This window comes from Paraburkholderia sp. 35.1 (assembly GCF_050436525.1).
Taxonomy (GTDB): domain Bacteria; phylum Pseudomonadota; class Gammaproteobacteria; order Burkholderiales; family Burkholderiaceae; genus Paraburkholderia; species Paraburkholderia tuberum.
The window spans coordinates 1,724,757-1,740,031 of the sequence record NZ_JBNDMJ010000002.1; the positions used below are offsets into that span (position 1 = coordinate 1,724,757).

The 15,275-nt window shown below is 66.0% G+C and carries 11 protein-coding genes and 1 pseudogene; 9 read left to right on the top strand and 3 right to left on the bottom strand.

The features are described 5' to 3' along the window. Window positions 1-81: 81 nt before the first annotated feature. The 6 genes from katE to OKW27_RS13970 all read left to right on the top strand — a co-directional run bounded on the left by katE (window position 82) and on the right by OKW27_RS13970 (window position 9,520). Entirely contained in the window at window positions 82-2,202 is a 2,121-nt protein-coding gene (gene katE / locus OKW27_RS13945) for a catalase HPII (protein WP_429333821.1), read from the top strand. A 262-nt stretch (window positions 2,203-2,464) separates the two neighbouring features. Next, window positions 2,465-5,926, top strand: a complete 3,462-nt coding sequence (locus OKW27_RS13950; RefSeq protein WP_429334594.1) for a response regulator — start codon at window positions 2,465-2,467, stop codon at window positions 5,924-5,926. A gap of 34 nt (window positions 5,927-5,960) precedes the next feature. Next, on the top strand, window positions 5,961-6,806 hold the full coding sequence (locus OKW27_RS13955) for a CheR family methyltransferase (protein WP_429333822.1): 846 nt from the start codon (window positions 5,961-5,963) through the stop codon (window positions 6,804-6,806). Between the two features lie 10 nt (window positions 6,807-6,816). Then, on the top strand, window positions 6,817-7,458 hold the full coding sequence (locus OKW27_RS13960; protein WP_429333823.1) for a chemotaxis protein CheB: 642 nt from the start codon (window positions 6,817-6,819) through the stop codon (window positions 7,456-7,458). Window positions 7,459-7,467: 9 nt separating this feature from the next. Then, the gene (locus OKW27_RS13965; protein WP_429333824.1) at window positions 7,468-8,595 is read left to right on the top strand and encodes a hybrid sensor histidine kinase/response regulator; all 1,128 of its coding nucleotides are present in this window, start codon (window positions 7,468-7,470) and stop codon (window positions 8,593-8,595) included. A 100-nt stretch (window positions 8,596-8,695) separates the two neighbouring features. Beyond that, entirely contained in the window at window positions 8,696-9,520 is an 825-nt protein-coding gene (locus OKW27_RS13970) for a helix-turn-helix transcriptional regulator (protein WP_429333825.1), read from the top strand. Between the two features lie 58 nt (window positions 9,521-9,578). On the opposite strand, the pseudogene OKW27_RS13975 reads toward OKW27_RS13970, so the two are convergent. Then, window positions 9,579-9,928 (bottom strand): annotated as a pseudogene (locus OKW27_RS13975) (hypothetical protein); the annotation flags it as partial. Between the two features lie 98 nt (window positions 9,929-10,026). Between OKW27_RS13975 and OKW27_RS13980 the strand changes: the two are divergent. The 3 genes from OKW27_RS13980 to OKW27_RS13990 all read left to right on the top strand — a co-directional run bounded on the left by OKW27_RS13980 (window position 10,027) and on the right by OKW27_RS13990 (window position 13,174). Then, the gene (locus OKW27_RS13980) at window positions 10,027-11,226 is read left to right on the top strand and encodes an aromatic amino acid transaminase (protein ID WP_429333826.1); all 1,200 of its coding nucleotides are present in this window, start codon (window positions 10,027-10,029) and stop codon (window positions 11,224-11,226) included. 98 nt (window positions 11,227-11,324) lie between these two features. Next, on the top strand, window positions 11,325-12,119 hold the full coding sequence (locus OKW27_RS13985) for a class II aldolase/adducin family protein (RefSeq protein WP_429333827.1): 795 nt from the start codon (window positions 11,325-11,327) through the stop codon (window positions 12,117-12,119). A 71-nt stretch (window positions 12,120-12,190) separates the two neighbouring features. Further along, complete coding sequence (locus OKW27_RS13990) at window positions 12,191-13,174, top strand: 2-dehydropantoate 2-reductase (RefSeq protein ID WP_090809818.1); 984 nt, start codon at window positions 12,191-12,193, stop codon at window positions 13,172-13,174. Window positions 13,175-13,281: 107 nt separating this feature from the next. Here OKW27_RS13990 and OKW27_RS13995 read toward each other — a convergent pair whose 3' ends face one another. After that, a complete protein-coding gene (locus OKW27_RS13995) occupies window positions 13,282-13,476 on the bottom strand; it encodes a hypothetical protein (protein ID WP_184060028.1) in 195 nt (64 codons plus the stop codon). 21 nt (window positions 13,477-13,497) lie between these two features. Then, window positions 13,498-15,234, bottom strand: a complete 1,737-nt coding sequence (locus OKW27_RS14000) for an FAD-dependent oxidoreductase (protein WP_429333828.1) — start codon at window positions 15,232-15,234, stop codon at window positions 13,498-13,500. Between the last annotated feature and the right edge of the window lie 41 nt (window positions 15,235-15,275).

The following is a 15,275-nucleotide window of genomic DNA, read 5'->3' on the forward strand; positions in this document are numbered from 1 at the left end:
GGGAATAGCCCTTGCTGACTCTGTGATCGCGCGCCGCGACGCCTCCGTCGCCGCGCGCCCGAACACAAGGAGTCGATCCCCATGGCAGGTAAAGCGAAAACCCAGAAGGCCGCGGCCCAGGCAAACGGGGCCGCGCAGTCGAACGACGCGAAATCGAACGATCTCGAACGCAATCGCGTGAAGCCGCAAGGCGAGGCCCTGAGGACCAATCAGGGCGTCAAGATCGCCGACAACCAGAACACGTTGCGGGCGGGACCGCGCGGTCCATCGCTGCTGGAAGATTTCATCATGCGTGAAAAGATCACGCACTTCGACCACGAGCGTATTCCCGAACGGATCGTGCACGCGCGTGGCTCGGCCGCGCATGGTGTCTTCAAGGTCTACGAATCGATGCGCGAGTACACCAAGGCCGCGTTTTTGCAGGACCCGGCCGCCGAAACGCCGGTCTATGTGCGTTTCTCGACCGTGCAAGGTCCGCGCGGCTCTGCCGACACCGTGCGCGACGTGCGCGGCTTCGCGACGAAGTTCTACACGCAGGAAGGCAATTTCGATCTGGTGGGCAACAACATGCCGGTGTTCTTCATCCAGGACGCGATCAAGTTTCCTGACTTCGTGCACGCGGTGAAACCGGAAGCACCGAACGAAATGCCGACCGGCGGGTCCGCGCACGACACGTTCTGGGACTTCGTCTCGCTCGTGCCCGAATCGGCGCACATGGTGCTGTGGACGATGTCGGACCGCGCGATTCCGCGCAGCTTTCGGACGATGGAAGGCTTCGGCGTTCACACGTTCCGCTTCGTCAATGCGCAGGGCAAAGCTCGTTTCGTCAAGTTCCACTGGCGTCCCGTGCTCGGCTCGTATTCGCTGCTGTGGGACGAAGCGCAGAAGCTCGCGGGCAAGGACCCGGACTTTCACCGCCGCGACCTATGGGAAGCGATCGAGCGCGGCGATTATCCGGAGTACGAACTGGGCGTGCAGATCGTCGAGGAAGCCGACGAGCACAAGTTCGATTTCGACCTGCTCGATCCGACCAAGCTGATTCCGGAAGAGCTGGTGCCGGTGAAAATCATCGGCAAGATGACGCTCAATCGCAATCCGGACAACTTCTTCGCCGAGACCGAACAGGCCGCGTTCCATCCGGGGCATATCGTGCCGGGCATCGATTTCACCAACGATCCGTTGCTGCAGGGGCGTTTGTTCTCGTATACGGACACTCAGATCAGCCGCCTCGGTGGCCCGAACTTTCACGAGATTCCGATCAACCGGCCGGTCTGTCCATCCGTCAACAATCAGCGCGATGCGATGCATCGGCAGGCGATCCATGTCGGCCAGGCGTCGTACGAGCCGAACTCGCTGAACGACGGCTGGCCGAAGGAAACCGATCCGGCCGCTGAAGATGGCGGCTTCGACAGCCATCACGAACACGTCGAGGGCACGAAGATTCGCGTGCGCAGCGACTCGTTCGCCGATCATTTCTCGCAGGCCGCGTTGTTCTACAACAGCATGTCGCAGCCGGAAAAAGACCATATCGCGGCGGCCTATCAGTTCGAGCTCGGCAAGGTGACGAAGCCCGAGATTCGCGCGCGTCAGGTCAACGAGATTCTGGCGAACTTCGACGCCGATCTCGCCGCGAAGGTCGCCGAAGGACTCGGCTTGCCGGCGCCGAAAAAGGGCACGGCGAAACTCGTCGGGCCGAAGACTTCGCCGGCGTTGAGTCTGCTCAATCGCGTGAAGCCCGGCATCAAGACCCGCAAGATCGCGCTGCTCGCCGCACCCGGCTCCGATGGCGCGGCGATCAAACAGTTGCAGCAGGCGCTCACGGATGAAGGCGCAACGCCGATGCTGATCGCGCCGACGCTCGCCGAGATCGATGGCCTCGCGCCCGACGCGACCATCGCCGGGCTGCCATCGGTGATGTTCGACGCGGTGATCGTGGTCGGCGGCGAGAAGGGGGCGAAGGCACTGTCGCAATCGGGCGATGCGCGGCACTTCGTGCTCGAAGCGTTCAAGCATCTGAAGGCGATCGCGGCGCTCGGCGCGGGGCGCGACCTGCTCGCGGCCGCGCAGTTGCCCGCGCAGCCGGACGGCGTGGCGACCGGCGAGGACTCGCAGTCTGCCGATGTGTTGAAGGCGTTCATCAAGGCCGCCGGACAGCATCGCGTATGGTCGCGCGCGGCGCAGGCGGAATCGGTGCCGGCCTGAGCGGGCCGAGCCGGTTGCGCTGATGCGCTGCCGCGTTAGCCGCTGAACGGTGCTGAGCGTAGCTGAAACGCGGCGCGTCGATGCGCGTCGATGCAGGAGGCTGGCCGGTGTTAGCCGGCCAGGTTCTTTTGGGCATTCCGCGTCGCGCGCGTGCGGGTCGTCCTTGTATGATGACAGCGGTCGCGTCGCGGCACTGGACACCGTGCGCAGACACGAAAGATATTCCGCATCGACCCGATTCGCCATGCCACTTACAGAAAAAATGACCGCATCGCAGGCCGTCGATCAACTCCGTTTCCGCCGCATCCTTCGCCGCAATATCGCGCTGCCTTTGGGCGTCGGCCTCGTCACGATGGTGCTGTTCATCGGCTTGATCGCGTATCTCGTGTCGACGATGAACTGGGCCGAGCACTCCGGGCGCGTGATCGGCGACGCCAACGAATTGCTGCGGCTCGCGGTGGATCGCGAATCGTCGATGCGCGGCTTTCTGATCACCGGTAACGAGAGTTTCCTCGCGCCGTATGAAAACGGCGGCCCGAAATTCAAGGCACAGCTCGAAGCGTTGAAAAAGCAGGTCGCCGACAACCCGCCGCAAATCGAGCGGCTCAAGCAGATCGAGGTCTTGCAGGAGCGTTGGAGCCGCTTCGCCGAACAGATCATCGACGCGCGCCGCCGCAACCAGGACTATGAGAGCACGATCGCAGCGGGGCGCGGCAAGCTCGAATTCGACGAAATGCGCCGCGAATTCGGCGATTTTCTCGACGTCGAATTGCGCTTGCGCCAGCAGCGCGTCGAAGCGACGCGCAACGTGACGGCGACGCTGGTCGGCGTGTTCCTGCTGTTCAGCCTCGTCGTCAGCGGCCTGCTCGCATGGCGAGGCCGTCGCGAACTGCTGGACCTGTCCGAGACCTACGACGACGTGCTGCGCCGCCAGGGCGAACAGACCGCGCTGCTCGAGCAGCAGGTCTGGTTGCGCTCGGGCCAGCGCCTGCTCGCGGACAAGGTCGTCGGGCAGACGAGCGCGCCGCTCGTCGGCCGCGCGATGCTCGAGTTTCTCGCCCAATATCTCGATGCGCTCGTCGCCGCGCTGTACGTGCGCGACAGGCAGAGCGGCACGCTGCGCCGCATCGCCGCGTACGGCTATAGCCGTGACAGCGAGCAGACGGCCGCTCCGAGTTTCGAGGAGGGTGAAACGCTGGTCGGCCAGGCCGCGCGCTCGCGCCGCACGCTGGTGCTGCGCGACGTGCCGGCCGATTACGTGCGGGTCGTGTCGGCGACGGGCAGCGGCGCGCCGCGCAATCTGCTGATCCTGCCGATCGACAACGACGGCCAGGTCAACGGCGTCGTCGAAATGGGCTTCCTGCGCGAGGTGACGCCGCGCGACGAAGAGTTCATGGAGCTGATCCGCCACAGCATGGGCAATTTTCTCGAGGCGGCGCTGTATCGCGAACGCCTGCAGGATGCGCTCGCCGAGACGCAGCAGCTGAACGAGGAGTTGCAGGTCCAGCAGGAGGAGTTGCGGGTCTCCAACGAAGGGCTCGAGGAACGCGGCCGCGCGCTGTTGGAATCGCAACGGCGCCTCGAAGCGCAGCAGGCCGAGCTCGAACAGACCAACGTGCGGCTCGAGGAATACGCGCTGCGGCTGGAGCGGCAAAAATCGGATCTGCTGCGCGTGCAGAACGATCTGGCGGCCAATGCGGAGCGCCTCGAACAGTCGAGCCGCTACAAGTCCGAGTTCCTCGCGAACATGTCGCACGAATTGCGCACGCCGCTGAACAGCTCGCTGATTCTCGCGAAGCTGCTGCAGCAGAATCGCAGCGGCAATCTGACCGACGAGCAGGTGCGCTACGCGGAGACGATCCACGCGTCGAACAGCGATCTGCTCGTGCTGATCAACGACATTCTCGACCTGTCGAAGGTCGAGGCGGGTCAATTGACGGTCGAGCACGAAACGGTGTCGATCGAGGCGACGCTGCAATCGCTCGAAGAAATGGTTCGTCCGATCGCGGCGACCAGGCACTTGCGTCTCGCCTTCGACAAGTTGCCGGGCACGCCCGATACGTTCGTCACCGACGGCCAGCGGCTCACGCAGATCCTGCGCAACCTGCTGTCGAACGCGGTGAAGTTCACCGAGCGCGGCGAGGTCACGCTCGAGGTCGCCAGGGTCGAGGACAACGTGCTGCGCTTCGACGTGCGCGATTCGGGCATCGGTATTCCGGCCGACAAGCTCGACCTGATCTTCGAGGCGTTCCAGCAGGCCGATGGCTCGACGAGCCGTCAATATGGGGGCAGCGGCCTCGGGCTATCGATTTCGCGCGAGTTCTCGCGGCTGCTGGGCGGGCGCATCACGGTGGCGAGCGAAGTCGGCAAGGGCAGCGTGTTTTCGCTGTGGCTGCCGCTCGACACCGCACCCGCCGCGGTGATCCCGCCAGCGAATGGTCTGGCAGGCCGGGCACCGCCCACCGCGTCGCGCGAAGCCTTGCTGTCCGGCGCCGCCGAGCCCGCCGCCGCGTCGATAGCCGACGATCGCGACCATCGCACCCGCGCGGGCCGTCTGATCGTCGCGGTCGAAGACGATCCGCCGTTCGCCGCGATTCTGCGCGATCTCGTGCACGAACTCGACTTCGACTTCGTGCACGCGAGCGATGCCGCGAGCGGCCTCGCGCTGGTGCGCGACATGCGGCCGGCCGCGGTGCTGCTCGACGTCGGTCTGCCGGACCGCTCGGGCCTCACGGTGCTCGAATGGCTGAAGAACGATCCGCTGACTCGCCATATTCCGATCCATATCGTGTCGGCCACCGATCACGCCGACAAGGCGCTGCATCTCGGCGCGATCGGCTACACGCTGAAGCCGACCGCGCGCTCGACGATGGAGGCCGCGATCCGCCGCCTCGAAGCGCGGCTGCAACAGCGCCTGAAGCGCGTGCTGGTGATCGAGGACGACGCGCCGATGCGCGAAAGCATCCGCGCGCTGCTGCAAAGCGAGAACACCGAGATCGTCGCGGTCGCGACGCTCGCCGAGGCGTTCGAGCAACTGTCGGCGCTGACGTTCGACTGCGTCGTCGCCGATCTCGCGCTGCCGGACGGCACCGGCTACGATCTGCTCGAACGCCTCGCCGCCAACAGCGCGCATGCATCGCTGCCGGTGATCGTCTACACGGGCCGCATGCTGTCCGGCGAAGAGGAGCACCGGCTGCGCCGCTACTCGAAGTCGATCATCATCAAGGGCGCGAAATCGCCGGAGCGTCTGCTCGATGAAGTCACGCTGTTTCTGCATAGCGTCGAGTCGTCGCTCGCGCCGGAGCAGCAGCGCATGCTGCGCACCGTGCGGCAACGCGACAATGCGTTCGAGGGCCGCACGATCCTGCTCGCCGAAGACGACGTGCGCAACATCTTCGCGCTGTCGCACGTGCTGGAGCCGCTCGGCGCGAAACTGCTGATCGCGCGCAACGGCCGCGAGGCGCTCGACGAACTGGAGAACGGGCCGGAAGTGCATCTGGTGCTGATGGACATCATGATGCCCGAGATGGACGGCCTGACCGCGATGGGCGAGATTCGCCGCAATCCGCGCTTCGCGCATCTGCCGATCATCGCGCTGACCGCGAAGGCGATGGCGAACGATCGCGCGCGCTGCCTCGAAGCGGGTGCCGACGACTACGTGTCGAAACCGATCGACGTCGACAAGCTCGTCGCGCTGTGCCGCGTGTGGCTGCGGCAGCGCTGACGGCGCGAGCGTTGGCACGCAAGCGAGCAATGCGATGAAACCGTCCGCATCTGACGTACCGCACCGCATCAGCGATTTCGACATCGAGCTGCGGCTGCTGCTCGAGGCGATCTATCTGAAGTATCAGCACGACTTTCGCCACTACGCGATGTCGTCGCTGCGCCGCCGCCTCACGCAGGCGCTCGATGAATTCAACGTGGAGACGCTGTCGCAATTGCAGGACCGCATCATGCGCGACGGCTACGAGTTTTCGCGGCTGTTCCGCTACCTGACCGTGCAGGTCAGCGACATGTTTCGCGATCCGTCGTATTTCCTCGCGCTGCGCGAGCACGTGCTGCCGCGTTTGCGCACCTACCCGTCGATCAAGGTGTGGGTCGCCGGATGCAGCACCGGCGAAGAGCTGTGGTCGCTGAAGATCCTGTTCGACGAGGAGGGTCTCACCGAGCGCGCGCTGTTCTACGCGACCGACATCAACCCCGACGCGCTCGCGCGCGCGGAGGCGGGCATCTACGCGCTCGAACGCATCCAGGGCTTCACGCAGAACTATCTGGCGGCGGGCGGCACGCGTTCGCTGTCGGACTACTATCATGCAGCATATGGCGGCGCGCGCTTTGCCGGCTCGCTCAAAGAGCGCGTGGTGTTCGCCGATCACAGCCTGTCCACCGACGAAGTGTTCCTCGAAGCGCATCTGGTGTCGTGCCGCAACGTGCTGATCTATTTCGATCGCGGCTTGCAGGATCGCGCGTTGGGGCTGTTCGAGAACGCACTGGTGCGGCGCGGCTTTCTCGGCCTGGGCAGCAAGGAAACCCTGCGGTTTTCACGTCACTACCCGGCGTTCGACGAGTTTCGCGCGGCCGAACGCATTTATCAGAAGCGTTAGCGAGGTCGCGATGCCACGCTCGACCAGTGAACCCCCGCCCACCCAGGCCGCCGACGCCAGCGCCGCGCGGACGCACGCGCGCCGCGGCTATCAACTGGTCGTGATCGGCGGGTCGGCGGGCGGCATCGAGGTGCTCAAGGTGCTGCTCGCCGCGCTGCCCGCGCGCTTCGCGGCAGCCGTGATGATCGTCGCGCATCTGCCGCCCGATTCGCCGAGCTATCTGGTGCCGGCGATCGCGCATCGCTGCGCGCTGCCGGTGCTCGAACCCGATGCGGGGGAGCTGATTCTGCCGGGCCGCGTGTACGTCGCGCCGGCCGGTTATCACATGCTCGTCGAAGTGGACCGCACGGTCGCGCTGTCGACCGCCGCGGCGGTGCGCTTCTCGCGGCCGTCGATCGACGTGCTGTTCGAATCGGCCGCCGCGGTGTACGGCGATCGGCTGCTTGCGATCCTGCTGTCCGGCGCCAACGACGACGGCGCGCACGGGCTCGAACGCGTGCGCGCGCTCGGCGGCACCGCGTGGGTGCAGGATCCCGGCAGCGCCGGTGCACCGGAGATGCCGCGCGCGGCGATCGAGCGCGGCGCGGCCGACGCGATCTACAATCCCGCAACCTTGGCGAAGCGCCTTGCCGCGCTGCCGACTTCCCTCTGATCCGGTGCCATGACGAACTCACCTGTGAACATCCTGATCGTCGACGACATCGTCCACAACATCACCGCGCTGCAAGCGTTGCTCGCGCGGCCCGACGTCGCGGTGCTGGTCGCCGACTGCGGCACCGCCGCGCTCGATCTGCTGCTCAAGCACGAAGTCGCGCTGGCGATTCTCGACGTCAATATGCCCGGCATGAACGGCTTCGAGCTGGCCGCGCTGATGCGCGGCAGCCCGCGCACGTCGCAGGTGCCGATCATCTTCCTGAGCGCGACCGCGCAGGACGCGTCGCGCACGTTCCGTGGCTATGAGGCGGGCGCGGTCGACTTTCTGTACAAGCCGTTCGATCCGCGCATCCTGCAGTCGAAGGTCGACGTGTTCGTGCAGCTGGAGCAGCAGAAGCGCGAGCTCGCCGCGCAACTGGTGACGACGCGCCAGATGCTCGAAGCGAACGAAATGCTGATGGCGGTGCTCAGCCATGATCTGCGCACGCCGCTCGGCGCGGTGCTGGCGTCGGCGGAATACCTGATGCGCACGGCCGCCGACGAGCAGGCCGCAACCGTCGCCGCGCGCGTGAAGAACAGCGCCCTGCGCATGGCGCGGATGGTCGATCAACTGCTGAACCTCGCGCGCCTGCAAGGCGGACGTCTGCCGTTGCAGCCGCGCTCGATCGAGCTCGCGACGCTGTGCCGCTCGGTCATCGACGAATTCGCATCGCAGGAGAGCGGCAAGCAGATCGTGTTCACCTGCACCGGCAATACGGCCGGCGCGTGGGATACCGATCTCGTTTGGCAGGCGGTGTCGAATCTCGTCAGCAACGCGCTGCATCATGGGGCGCCGGAGGGCGATATCGGCGTGGAGGTCGATGGCGACGCCGAGGATTGCGTGCGCCTGAAGGTGTCCAATCGCGGCACGATTCCGGCGGAGGTGTTTCCGCATCTGTTCAAGGCGTTCGTGTCGAACGGCAACGGCGCGCGCTCGCGCGAAGGGCTCGGGCTCGGTCTGCATATCGTGCAGCAGATCGCGCGCATGCATGGCGGCGGCGTCAGCGTCGTATCCACGGACGAGTCCGGCACGACCTTTACGATCGAATTGCCGAGGACGGTCGCGTTGCAGCGGGGGTCGTTGACCCGGCGATAAAGCATCGCCAGGCCGGCGATCACGCCGGTGGGCCACCGCGTGCCCGCTGTGCTACGCTTGCCGCAACCCAATTCACGCAGCGCAAGCACGAATCCCCATCATGCGTTCCTGGCGCCTCGCATCACCGCAGCGCAGCGGTCAGATCAGCACCGCGCGCGCCACCGATCTCGTCATGGCGATCTCCCACCCGGATGCCGACGCGCTCGCCGCGAGCATTCTGCTGACGGTTGGCGAATCGTTGTCGCTGCCCGTCTCGCAGTGCACGATCTTCGCGTATGAGTTCGACGCGCGGCCCCGTACGGTGTCGGCGGCCGACCATCGCGGCGGGCATTTTCTGCGCGACGTCGCCGAACGCTACGCCGCGCATTTCTATGCGCTCGACGGCAATCGCGCGGTCATCGGTCAATCGAGCCACCGCCGGCGCACCGCTTCGCGCGATGCGCTGGTGCTGCATCAGCAGCGCGGCGACGAAATCGAAAACGAAGCGTACCGCGCGGCCTGCTACGCGCAGCCGAACGTATCCGACCGGCTGTCGTTGCTCGTGCAGCCGGCGGATAGCGTGTGGCTGTCGATCAACCTGTATCGCGACCGCGCGTACGGCGTGTTCGCGCCGGGCGAACTGGAGCGGATCGAAAGCGTCGCGCCGCTGTTCGCGCATGCGGCGAAAGGCCAATACGCGCTGAACGGGCAACATCAGCAGGGCACCGGTGCGGCGATGCTCGCGCGCGTGCGGCGCTTATGTCCGACGCTGACGCCGCGCGAGCTCGACGTGTTGCGTGGCACGCTCGATGGCGCGAGCGCGGCCGAGATCGCCGGGCAGATGGGCGTGAAGCGGGCGAGCGTCGTCACGTACCAGAAGCGCGCGTACGCGCGGCTCGGGATTTCAAATCAGCGGCAACTGTTCGCGCTGTGTATGCAGCCCTAGCTGCACATCTGTCGAAACTCGCGCCGAAGCGCGCGTCGCATCGCGCTTCGAGTCCGCTTCAACTCCGCTTACCCCGCGCCTCGGCCTGCGTCTCCCGATCCCAGCGTTTCAACCACGGCATCACGAAATCCGCGAAGCCGTCGGCCGATGGCGGCAGCGCACGCTCGGTCGACCGATACTCGCACACCTCGCGAATCGTTTCAGGATCGACGATGCGCCTCATCACGAGCTATCGCAGACGCGCACGACCACCTTCGGTTTGTCGCGCGCGTATTCGGCGATCGCGGCGGCCAGCGCCGTCGACGCGATGACGAGCGGCGCGCAGACCCGCACGATGCCGGCCGCCCGGTTGCGGATATGATTGTGCGCGGCGCGTCGACGACCGACACTCGTGCGGGTCGACTTGGCCCGGTAAACCCGCTTAGACTCAAGGTTTGCCCTGTCGTCCCGCGGCGCGCGGACGACCGCTACAACAGGCCTGCAAAGGCCGTCTTCAAGGATCCGTCATGTTCGACCATATTCCCGCCTATCCGGGCGACCCGATTCTGAGCCTGAACGAAGACTTTCAGCTGGACCCCCGGCCGAACAAGGTCAACCTCAGCATCGGCATCTATTTCGACGACGCCGGCAAGCTGCCGGTGATCGACGCGGTGCGCCGCGCCGAAACCGCGCTGCTCGACGCGATCGGCCCGCGCTCGTATCTGCCGATGGCGGGTCTGCCGCTCTATCGCGACACCGCGCAGGCGCTCGTGTTCGGCGCCCACAGCGCGGCGCGCGCCGAAGGCCGGATCGCGACGCTGCAAACGCTCGGCGGCTCGGGCGCGCTGAAGGTCGGCGCCGATTTCCTGAAGCGCTATTTCCCCGGCTCGCAAATGTGGATCAGCGATCCGAGCTGGGAAAACCATCGCGTGGTGTTCGAAGGCGCGGGCCTCACGGTCAACACCTATCCGTACTACGACGCGCAAACGGGCGGCCTGCGCTTTGCCGACATGCTCGCCGCGATCGACACGCTGCCGGAAAAGAGCATCGTGCTGCTGCACGCGTGCTGCCATAACCCGACGGGCGTCGATCTGAGCCCGTCGCAATGGGCGGAACTGGTGCCGGTTTTGCAGCGCCGCAAGCTGATCGCGTTCGTCGACATGGCCTACCAGGGTTTCGGCGCGGGCCTCGAAGAAGACGCCGCGCCGGTGCGCCTGCTCGCCGACGCGAACGTGCCGCTGATCGTCGCGAACTCGTTCTCGAAGAATTTCTCGCTTTACGGCGAGCGCGTCGGCGCGTTGAGCGTGGTCTGCAAGAGCGCCGACGAAGCGGCGCGCGTGGCGGGCCAACTGATGTCGGCGGTGCGCGCGAACTACAGCAATCCGCCGACGCACGGCGCGCGCCTCGTCGCCAACGTGCTCGCCGATGCGACGCTGCGCGCGTCGTGGGAAGCCGAGCTCGGCGCGATGCGCGAGCGCATTCTGGCGATGCGCAAGGTGATTCACGCCGGGCTCGACGGACGCGTCGATGAAGTGATGCGCGCGCGCTATATCGCGCAGCGCGGCATGTTCACGTACACGGGCCTGTCCGAAAGCCAGGTCGAGCGTCTGCGCAACGAATACGCGGTGTACGTGCTGCGCTCGGGCCGCATGTGCGTTGCCGGGCTGAACGCGCGCAACGCGGACTATGTCGCGTCGTCGATCGCGGCGGTGGTGTCGGGCGCCTGAAGCGCTCCGGCGCTCGGGCCGCTGTTGCGGCACGCGTGAATATGATGGGCGGCGCGCACGGGCGCGCCGTCACAACGACAATTTTGGAGACACCGACGATGGCCACGACCCTCGAAGCGCAACCGGCGAGCCCGCCCAGATCGGCCGCGATCCATCCGGACGAATGGCAGGCGCGCGTGCAACTTGCCGCGTGCTACCGGATTTTCGATCTGCTCGGTTGGACCGAGATGATCTACAACCACATCACGCTGCGCGTGCCCGAAAGCGTCAGCGGCCCGGAGCGCCAGTTCCTGATCAATCCGTTCGGGCTGCACTACAGCGAAGTGACCGCGAGCAATCTGGTGAAGATCGACGCGCAGGGGCGCGTGCTCGACGGCTCGCCGTATCCGGTGAATCCGGCTGGCTTCGTGGTGCATGCGGCGCTTCACGAGGGCTTGCCCGACGCGCACTGTGTGATGCATACGCATACGACGGCGGGCGTCGCGGTCGCCTGCCTCGAAGAGGGCCTGCAGCAGACCAACTTCTATAGCGCGCAGTTGCACGACCGGATCGCGTATCACGACTTTGAAGGCATCACGATTCATGCGGAAGAGGGGCCGCGGCTGCTCGCGCATATCGGCGACAGACAGGCGGTGATCCTGCGCAACCACGGTCTGCTATCGTGGGGCCGGACGTTGCCGCAGACCTTCGCGATTCTGTGGACGCTGAATCGCGCGTGCGAAGTCCAGGTGGCGACGTTCTCGATGGGCCGCGCTCGGCCGGTGCCGGAGGAGGTCGCGATTCGCTGCTCGCGCGACGCGCTGCAGTTCGATCCGCGCCACGGCGCCGGACAGGACGTGTTCGATGCGCTGGTGCGGCGGGTCGACCGGATCGATGCGAGTTTCCGGCAATGATTGAAGCCACGCGTATAAGAGCGCGACAATCGACGCTGCAATAATCACAGCAACAGGCAAGGATTCAGGCGATGAAAGTAGCGATCTACGGCGCCGGCTCGATCGGCGGCTGGATGGGAGTGAAGCTCGCGCAGGCGGGCCATCGGGTCAGCGTGGTCGCGCGCGGCGCGACGCTCGACGCGGTGCGCCAGCATGGTCTGCGGCTGATCGAAGGCGGCGTGATCTACGCCGAGCAGGTGAAGGCGAGCGACAAGCCGGCCGATCTCGGCGTGCAGGAACTCGTCGTGATCGCGGTGAAGGGCCCGGCGATGGCGACCGTGGCCGCGCATATCAAACCGCTACTCGGCCCCGAGACGATCGTGCTGACCGCGATGAACGGCGTGCCGTGGTGGTTCTGCGACGGCCTGGGCGGCGAACTCGCCGGCCAGCGCCTGAAGACGATCGATCCCGACGGCGCGATCAGCGCCGCGATCCCGGCCGCGCAGACGGTCGGCTGCGTCGTGCATGCCAGTTGCCTGATCGACGCGCCCGGCGTGGTCCGGCATCACCAGGGCAACGGGCTGATCGTCGGCGAGGCGTCGGGCAAGCCGAGCGAGCGTGTCGAGCTGCTCGCCGCGCTGTTGCAGGCGGCGGGCTTCCATGCAACGGCTTCGGCGCAGATCCAGCGCGACGTGTGGTTCAAGCTGTGGGGCAACATGACGATGAACCCGGTCAGCGCGATCACCGGCGCAACGACCGACCGGATCCTCGGCGACGAACTCGTGCGCGGTTTCGTCACGCACATCATGCTGGAGGCGAAGGAAATCGGTGCGCGCTTCGGCATCCCGATCGACCAGGCGCCCGACGACCGTCACGCGGTCACGCTGAAACTCGGCGCGATGAAGACATCGATGTTGCAGGACGTGCAGGCCGGCAAGGCGGTCGAACTCGATGCGCTGGTCGGCGCGGTGCGCGAACTCGGGCAACTGACGCGCGTGCCGACGCCGTATACGGATGCGTTGCTCGGACTCGCGCGGCTGCATGCGAGTACGTTGGGCTTGTATCCGAGGCAGTGAGGTCGGTCTGCCAGCGCCCGTTTTGTTGTGATGGCTGTAATTCCCTCGCACTGCTCGGCATTGCCGTTACCGCCTCTAGCGAACCGCCTCCAGGGAGGCGGTTTCTTTTACCCGCGCCAGGCCGTGGCGGCAACCGGCAGCTTCGCCGCTTCGATCAACGACAACGCGCGCCGCGAGTCGTCGAGTTCGGTCAGGCACAAGAGCGCGAGGCGCGCGAGATACAGCGACGCCTGCGCCTCGCCTTCGTGGGTCAGCGTGTTGCACAGCGTCGTATAGACGAGGTCGAGATCGGAATCGGTCATGATGTCGAAGGTCCTTGCGCGTTAGTTCTGCTGTGTCAGCGTGGCATCGAGCGCGCGCAGAACGGCCGCCGCGCTGCCGTTGCGCCAGCGCGCGAGCACGTGGCCGTCGGGGCGGATCAGATAGACGGCGCCGGGCCGTGCGTCGAGCATGTCGTGCAGGCGGCCGGTTGGGTCGATCGCTCGCGGGCTGTTTGCCGATTGCGCTTCGGCCGTGACGATATCGATCAGGTTGAACGGAACGCCTTGGTTGGCTAGCGTGCTTTGCAGTTGCTGCCACGCGTCACCATCGTTCGCGAAGTCTGCGTCGAAGCGCAGCGCCGTGAAGCACGGTCCGAGCAGATCGGTTAGATGAATGCCGAGCCGTGCGCCATCTTGCGATTGTTTGAGCAGCCTGCCCTCGGGCAGCACGGTACCCGGCGCGGGGCCGCGATCGAACGCATCGGCTCCGTCGCCTGCGAAGTTCAGCGGCGATTGCCGATACGCGATTGCATGCGTCTGGCGCGGATTGATCAGCGGCCGCACCGCCGCATGCCGCTCGGCGAGCCCGAGCACGGCCGTGCGCAGCAAGTCGAACGCGAAGGTCGGCGGCGCCATGAATTCGGTACTTTTCATGCCGTAGCTCAGGTTCTCGCGCGCCGCGTACACACGTTCGTCGCTATAGCTATCGAGCAGCGCTGGCGACGCGCTCCCATTGATCACGCAGCCGAGCTTCCAGCCGAGATTGTCGGCGTCGTCGATGCCGGAGTTCGCGCCGCGCACGCCGAAGATCGGCACCAGATGCGCGGCGTCGCCCGCGAATAGCACGCTGCCATGCCGATAGCGTTCGAGCGTCAGCGCATTGGCCTTGTAGATCGTGATCCAGATCGGCGACCAGGCGCCGGCTTCGCCCATCGAGTCGAGCAAGTTTTGCACGCGCGGTATCACGTTCTCGGGTAGCACGGCGGCGTCGGGGTCTTCGTCGTCGCGTAACTGATAGTCGATGCGCCACACGTTGTCAGGCTGCTTGTGCACGAGCACCGTCGAGCCCGGATTCGACGGCGGATCGAAGTACGCGAGCCGTTCGGTGGCGCGCGTGCTGTCGAGTTCGATATCGACGATCACGTAGCGGCCTTCGTAGGTCGTGCCTGTGAGCTTCAGCCCGAGCAGGTCGCGGATCGTGCTGCGTCCGCCGTCGCAGGCGACGACCCACGCAGCGTCCATCTGCCAGCTTTTGCCTTGCGGATCGGCAGGATCGGCGCTGCGCAAGGTCAAGCTCGCGCCGCCCTGCGGCCGTTGCTCGAGGCCCGTCACACGCGTTTGCCAGCGCACGTCGATCAGATCGGCGTGCCGTTCGATCTCGTCGAGCAGCAACTGCTCGATCTGATACTGCGCGATATTGATCATCGGCGGCAGCGACTGCTCGTCGTCCTGATGCATCGCGAAGCGAAACACCTCGGTGTCGCGATAGAAACTGCGCCCGCCGGTCCACGCCAGCCCCTTTTGCAGAAAACCGTCGACGACGCCGAGCCGCTTGAAGATTTCGAGGCTGCGTCGCGAGATGCAGATCGCGCGGCTGCCGGTGCACACGCTGTCGTCCGCCTCGATCAGCACCGAGCGCACGCCTTGGCGCGCGAGTGCAAGCGCGAGCGTCATGCCGACCGGACCGCCGCCGACGATCGCGACGGCGCGCGCTTGTGGATCGCGTCCGTCGATGAGCGGCGGCACCACGGCCGGATAGCGGCGCGGGGCGAACGGATAGGGCTTGAACGGGCGGGTCATGCGTGTCTCCAGTTTGCTTGCGTTATCGGTGCAGTATGCGT

Coding starts and splice junctions, on each gene's coding strand:
- OKW27_RS13985 (WP_429333827.1), top strand. CDS start 11,325: ATGGCCACGACCCTCGAAGCGCAACCGGCGAGCCCGCCCAGATCGGCC.
- OKW27_RS13955 (WP_429333822.1), top strand. CDS start 5,961: ATGAAACCGTCCGCATCTGACGTACCGCACCGCATCAGCGATTTCGAC.
- OKW27_RS13965 (WP_429333824.1), top strand. CDS start 7,468: ATGACGAACTCACCTGTGAACATCCTGATCGTCGACGACATCGTCCAC.
- OKW27_RS13980 (WP_429333826.1), top strand. CDS start 10,027: ATGTTCGACCATATTCCCGCCTATCCGGGCGACCCGATTCTGAGCCTG.
- OKW27_RS13960 (WP_429333823.1), top strand. CDS start 6,817: ATGCCACGCTCGACCAGTGAACCCCCGCCCACCCAGGCCGCCGACGCC.
- katE (WP_429333821.1), top strand. CDS start 82: ATGGCAGGTAAAGCGAAAACCCAGAAGGCCGCGGCCCAGGCAAACGGG.
- OKW27_RS13995 (WP_184060028.1), bottom strand. CDS start 13,476: ATGACCGATTCCGATCTCGACCTCGTCTATACGACGCTGTGCAACACG.
- OKW27_RS13950 (WP_429334594.1), top strand. CDS start 2,465: ATGACCGCATCGCAGGCCGTCGATCAACTCCGTTTCCGCCGCATCCTT.
- OKW27_RS13990 (WP_090809818.1), top strand. CDS start 12,191: ATGAAAGTAGCGATCTACGGCGCCGGCTCGATCGGCGGCTGGATGGGA.
- OKW27_RS14000 (WP_429333828.1), bottom strand. CDS start 15,234: ATGACCCGCCCGTTCAAGCCCTATCCGTTCGCCCCGCGCCGCTATCCG.
- OKW27_RS13970 (WP_429333825.1), top strand. CDS start 8,696: ATGCGTTCCTGGCGCCTCGCATCACCGCAGCGCAGCGGTCAGATCAGC.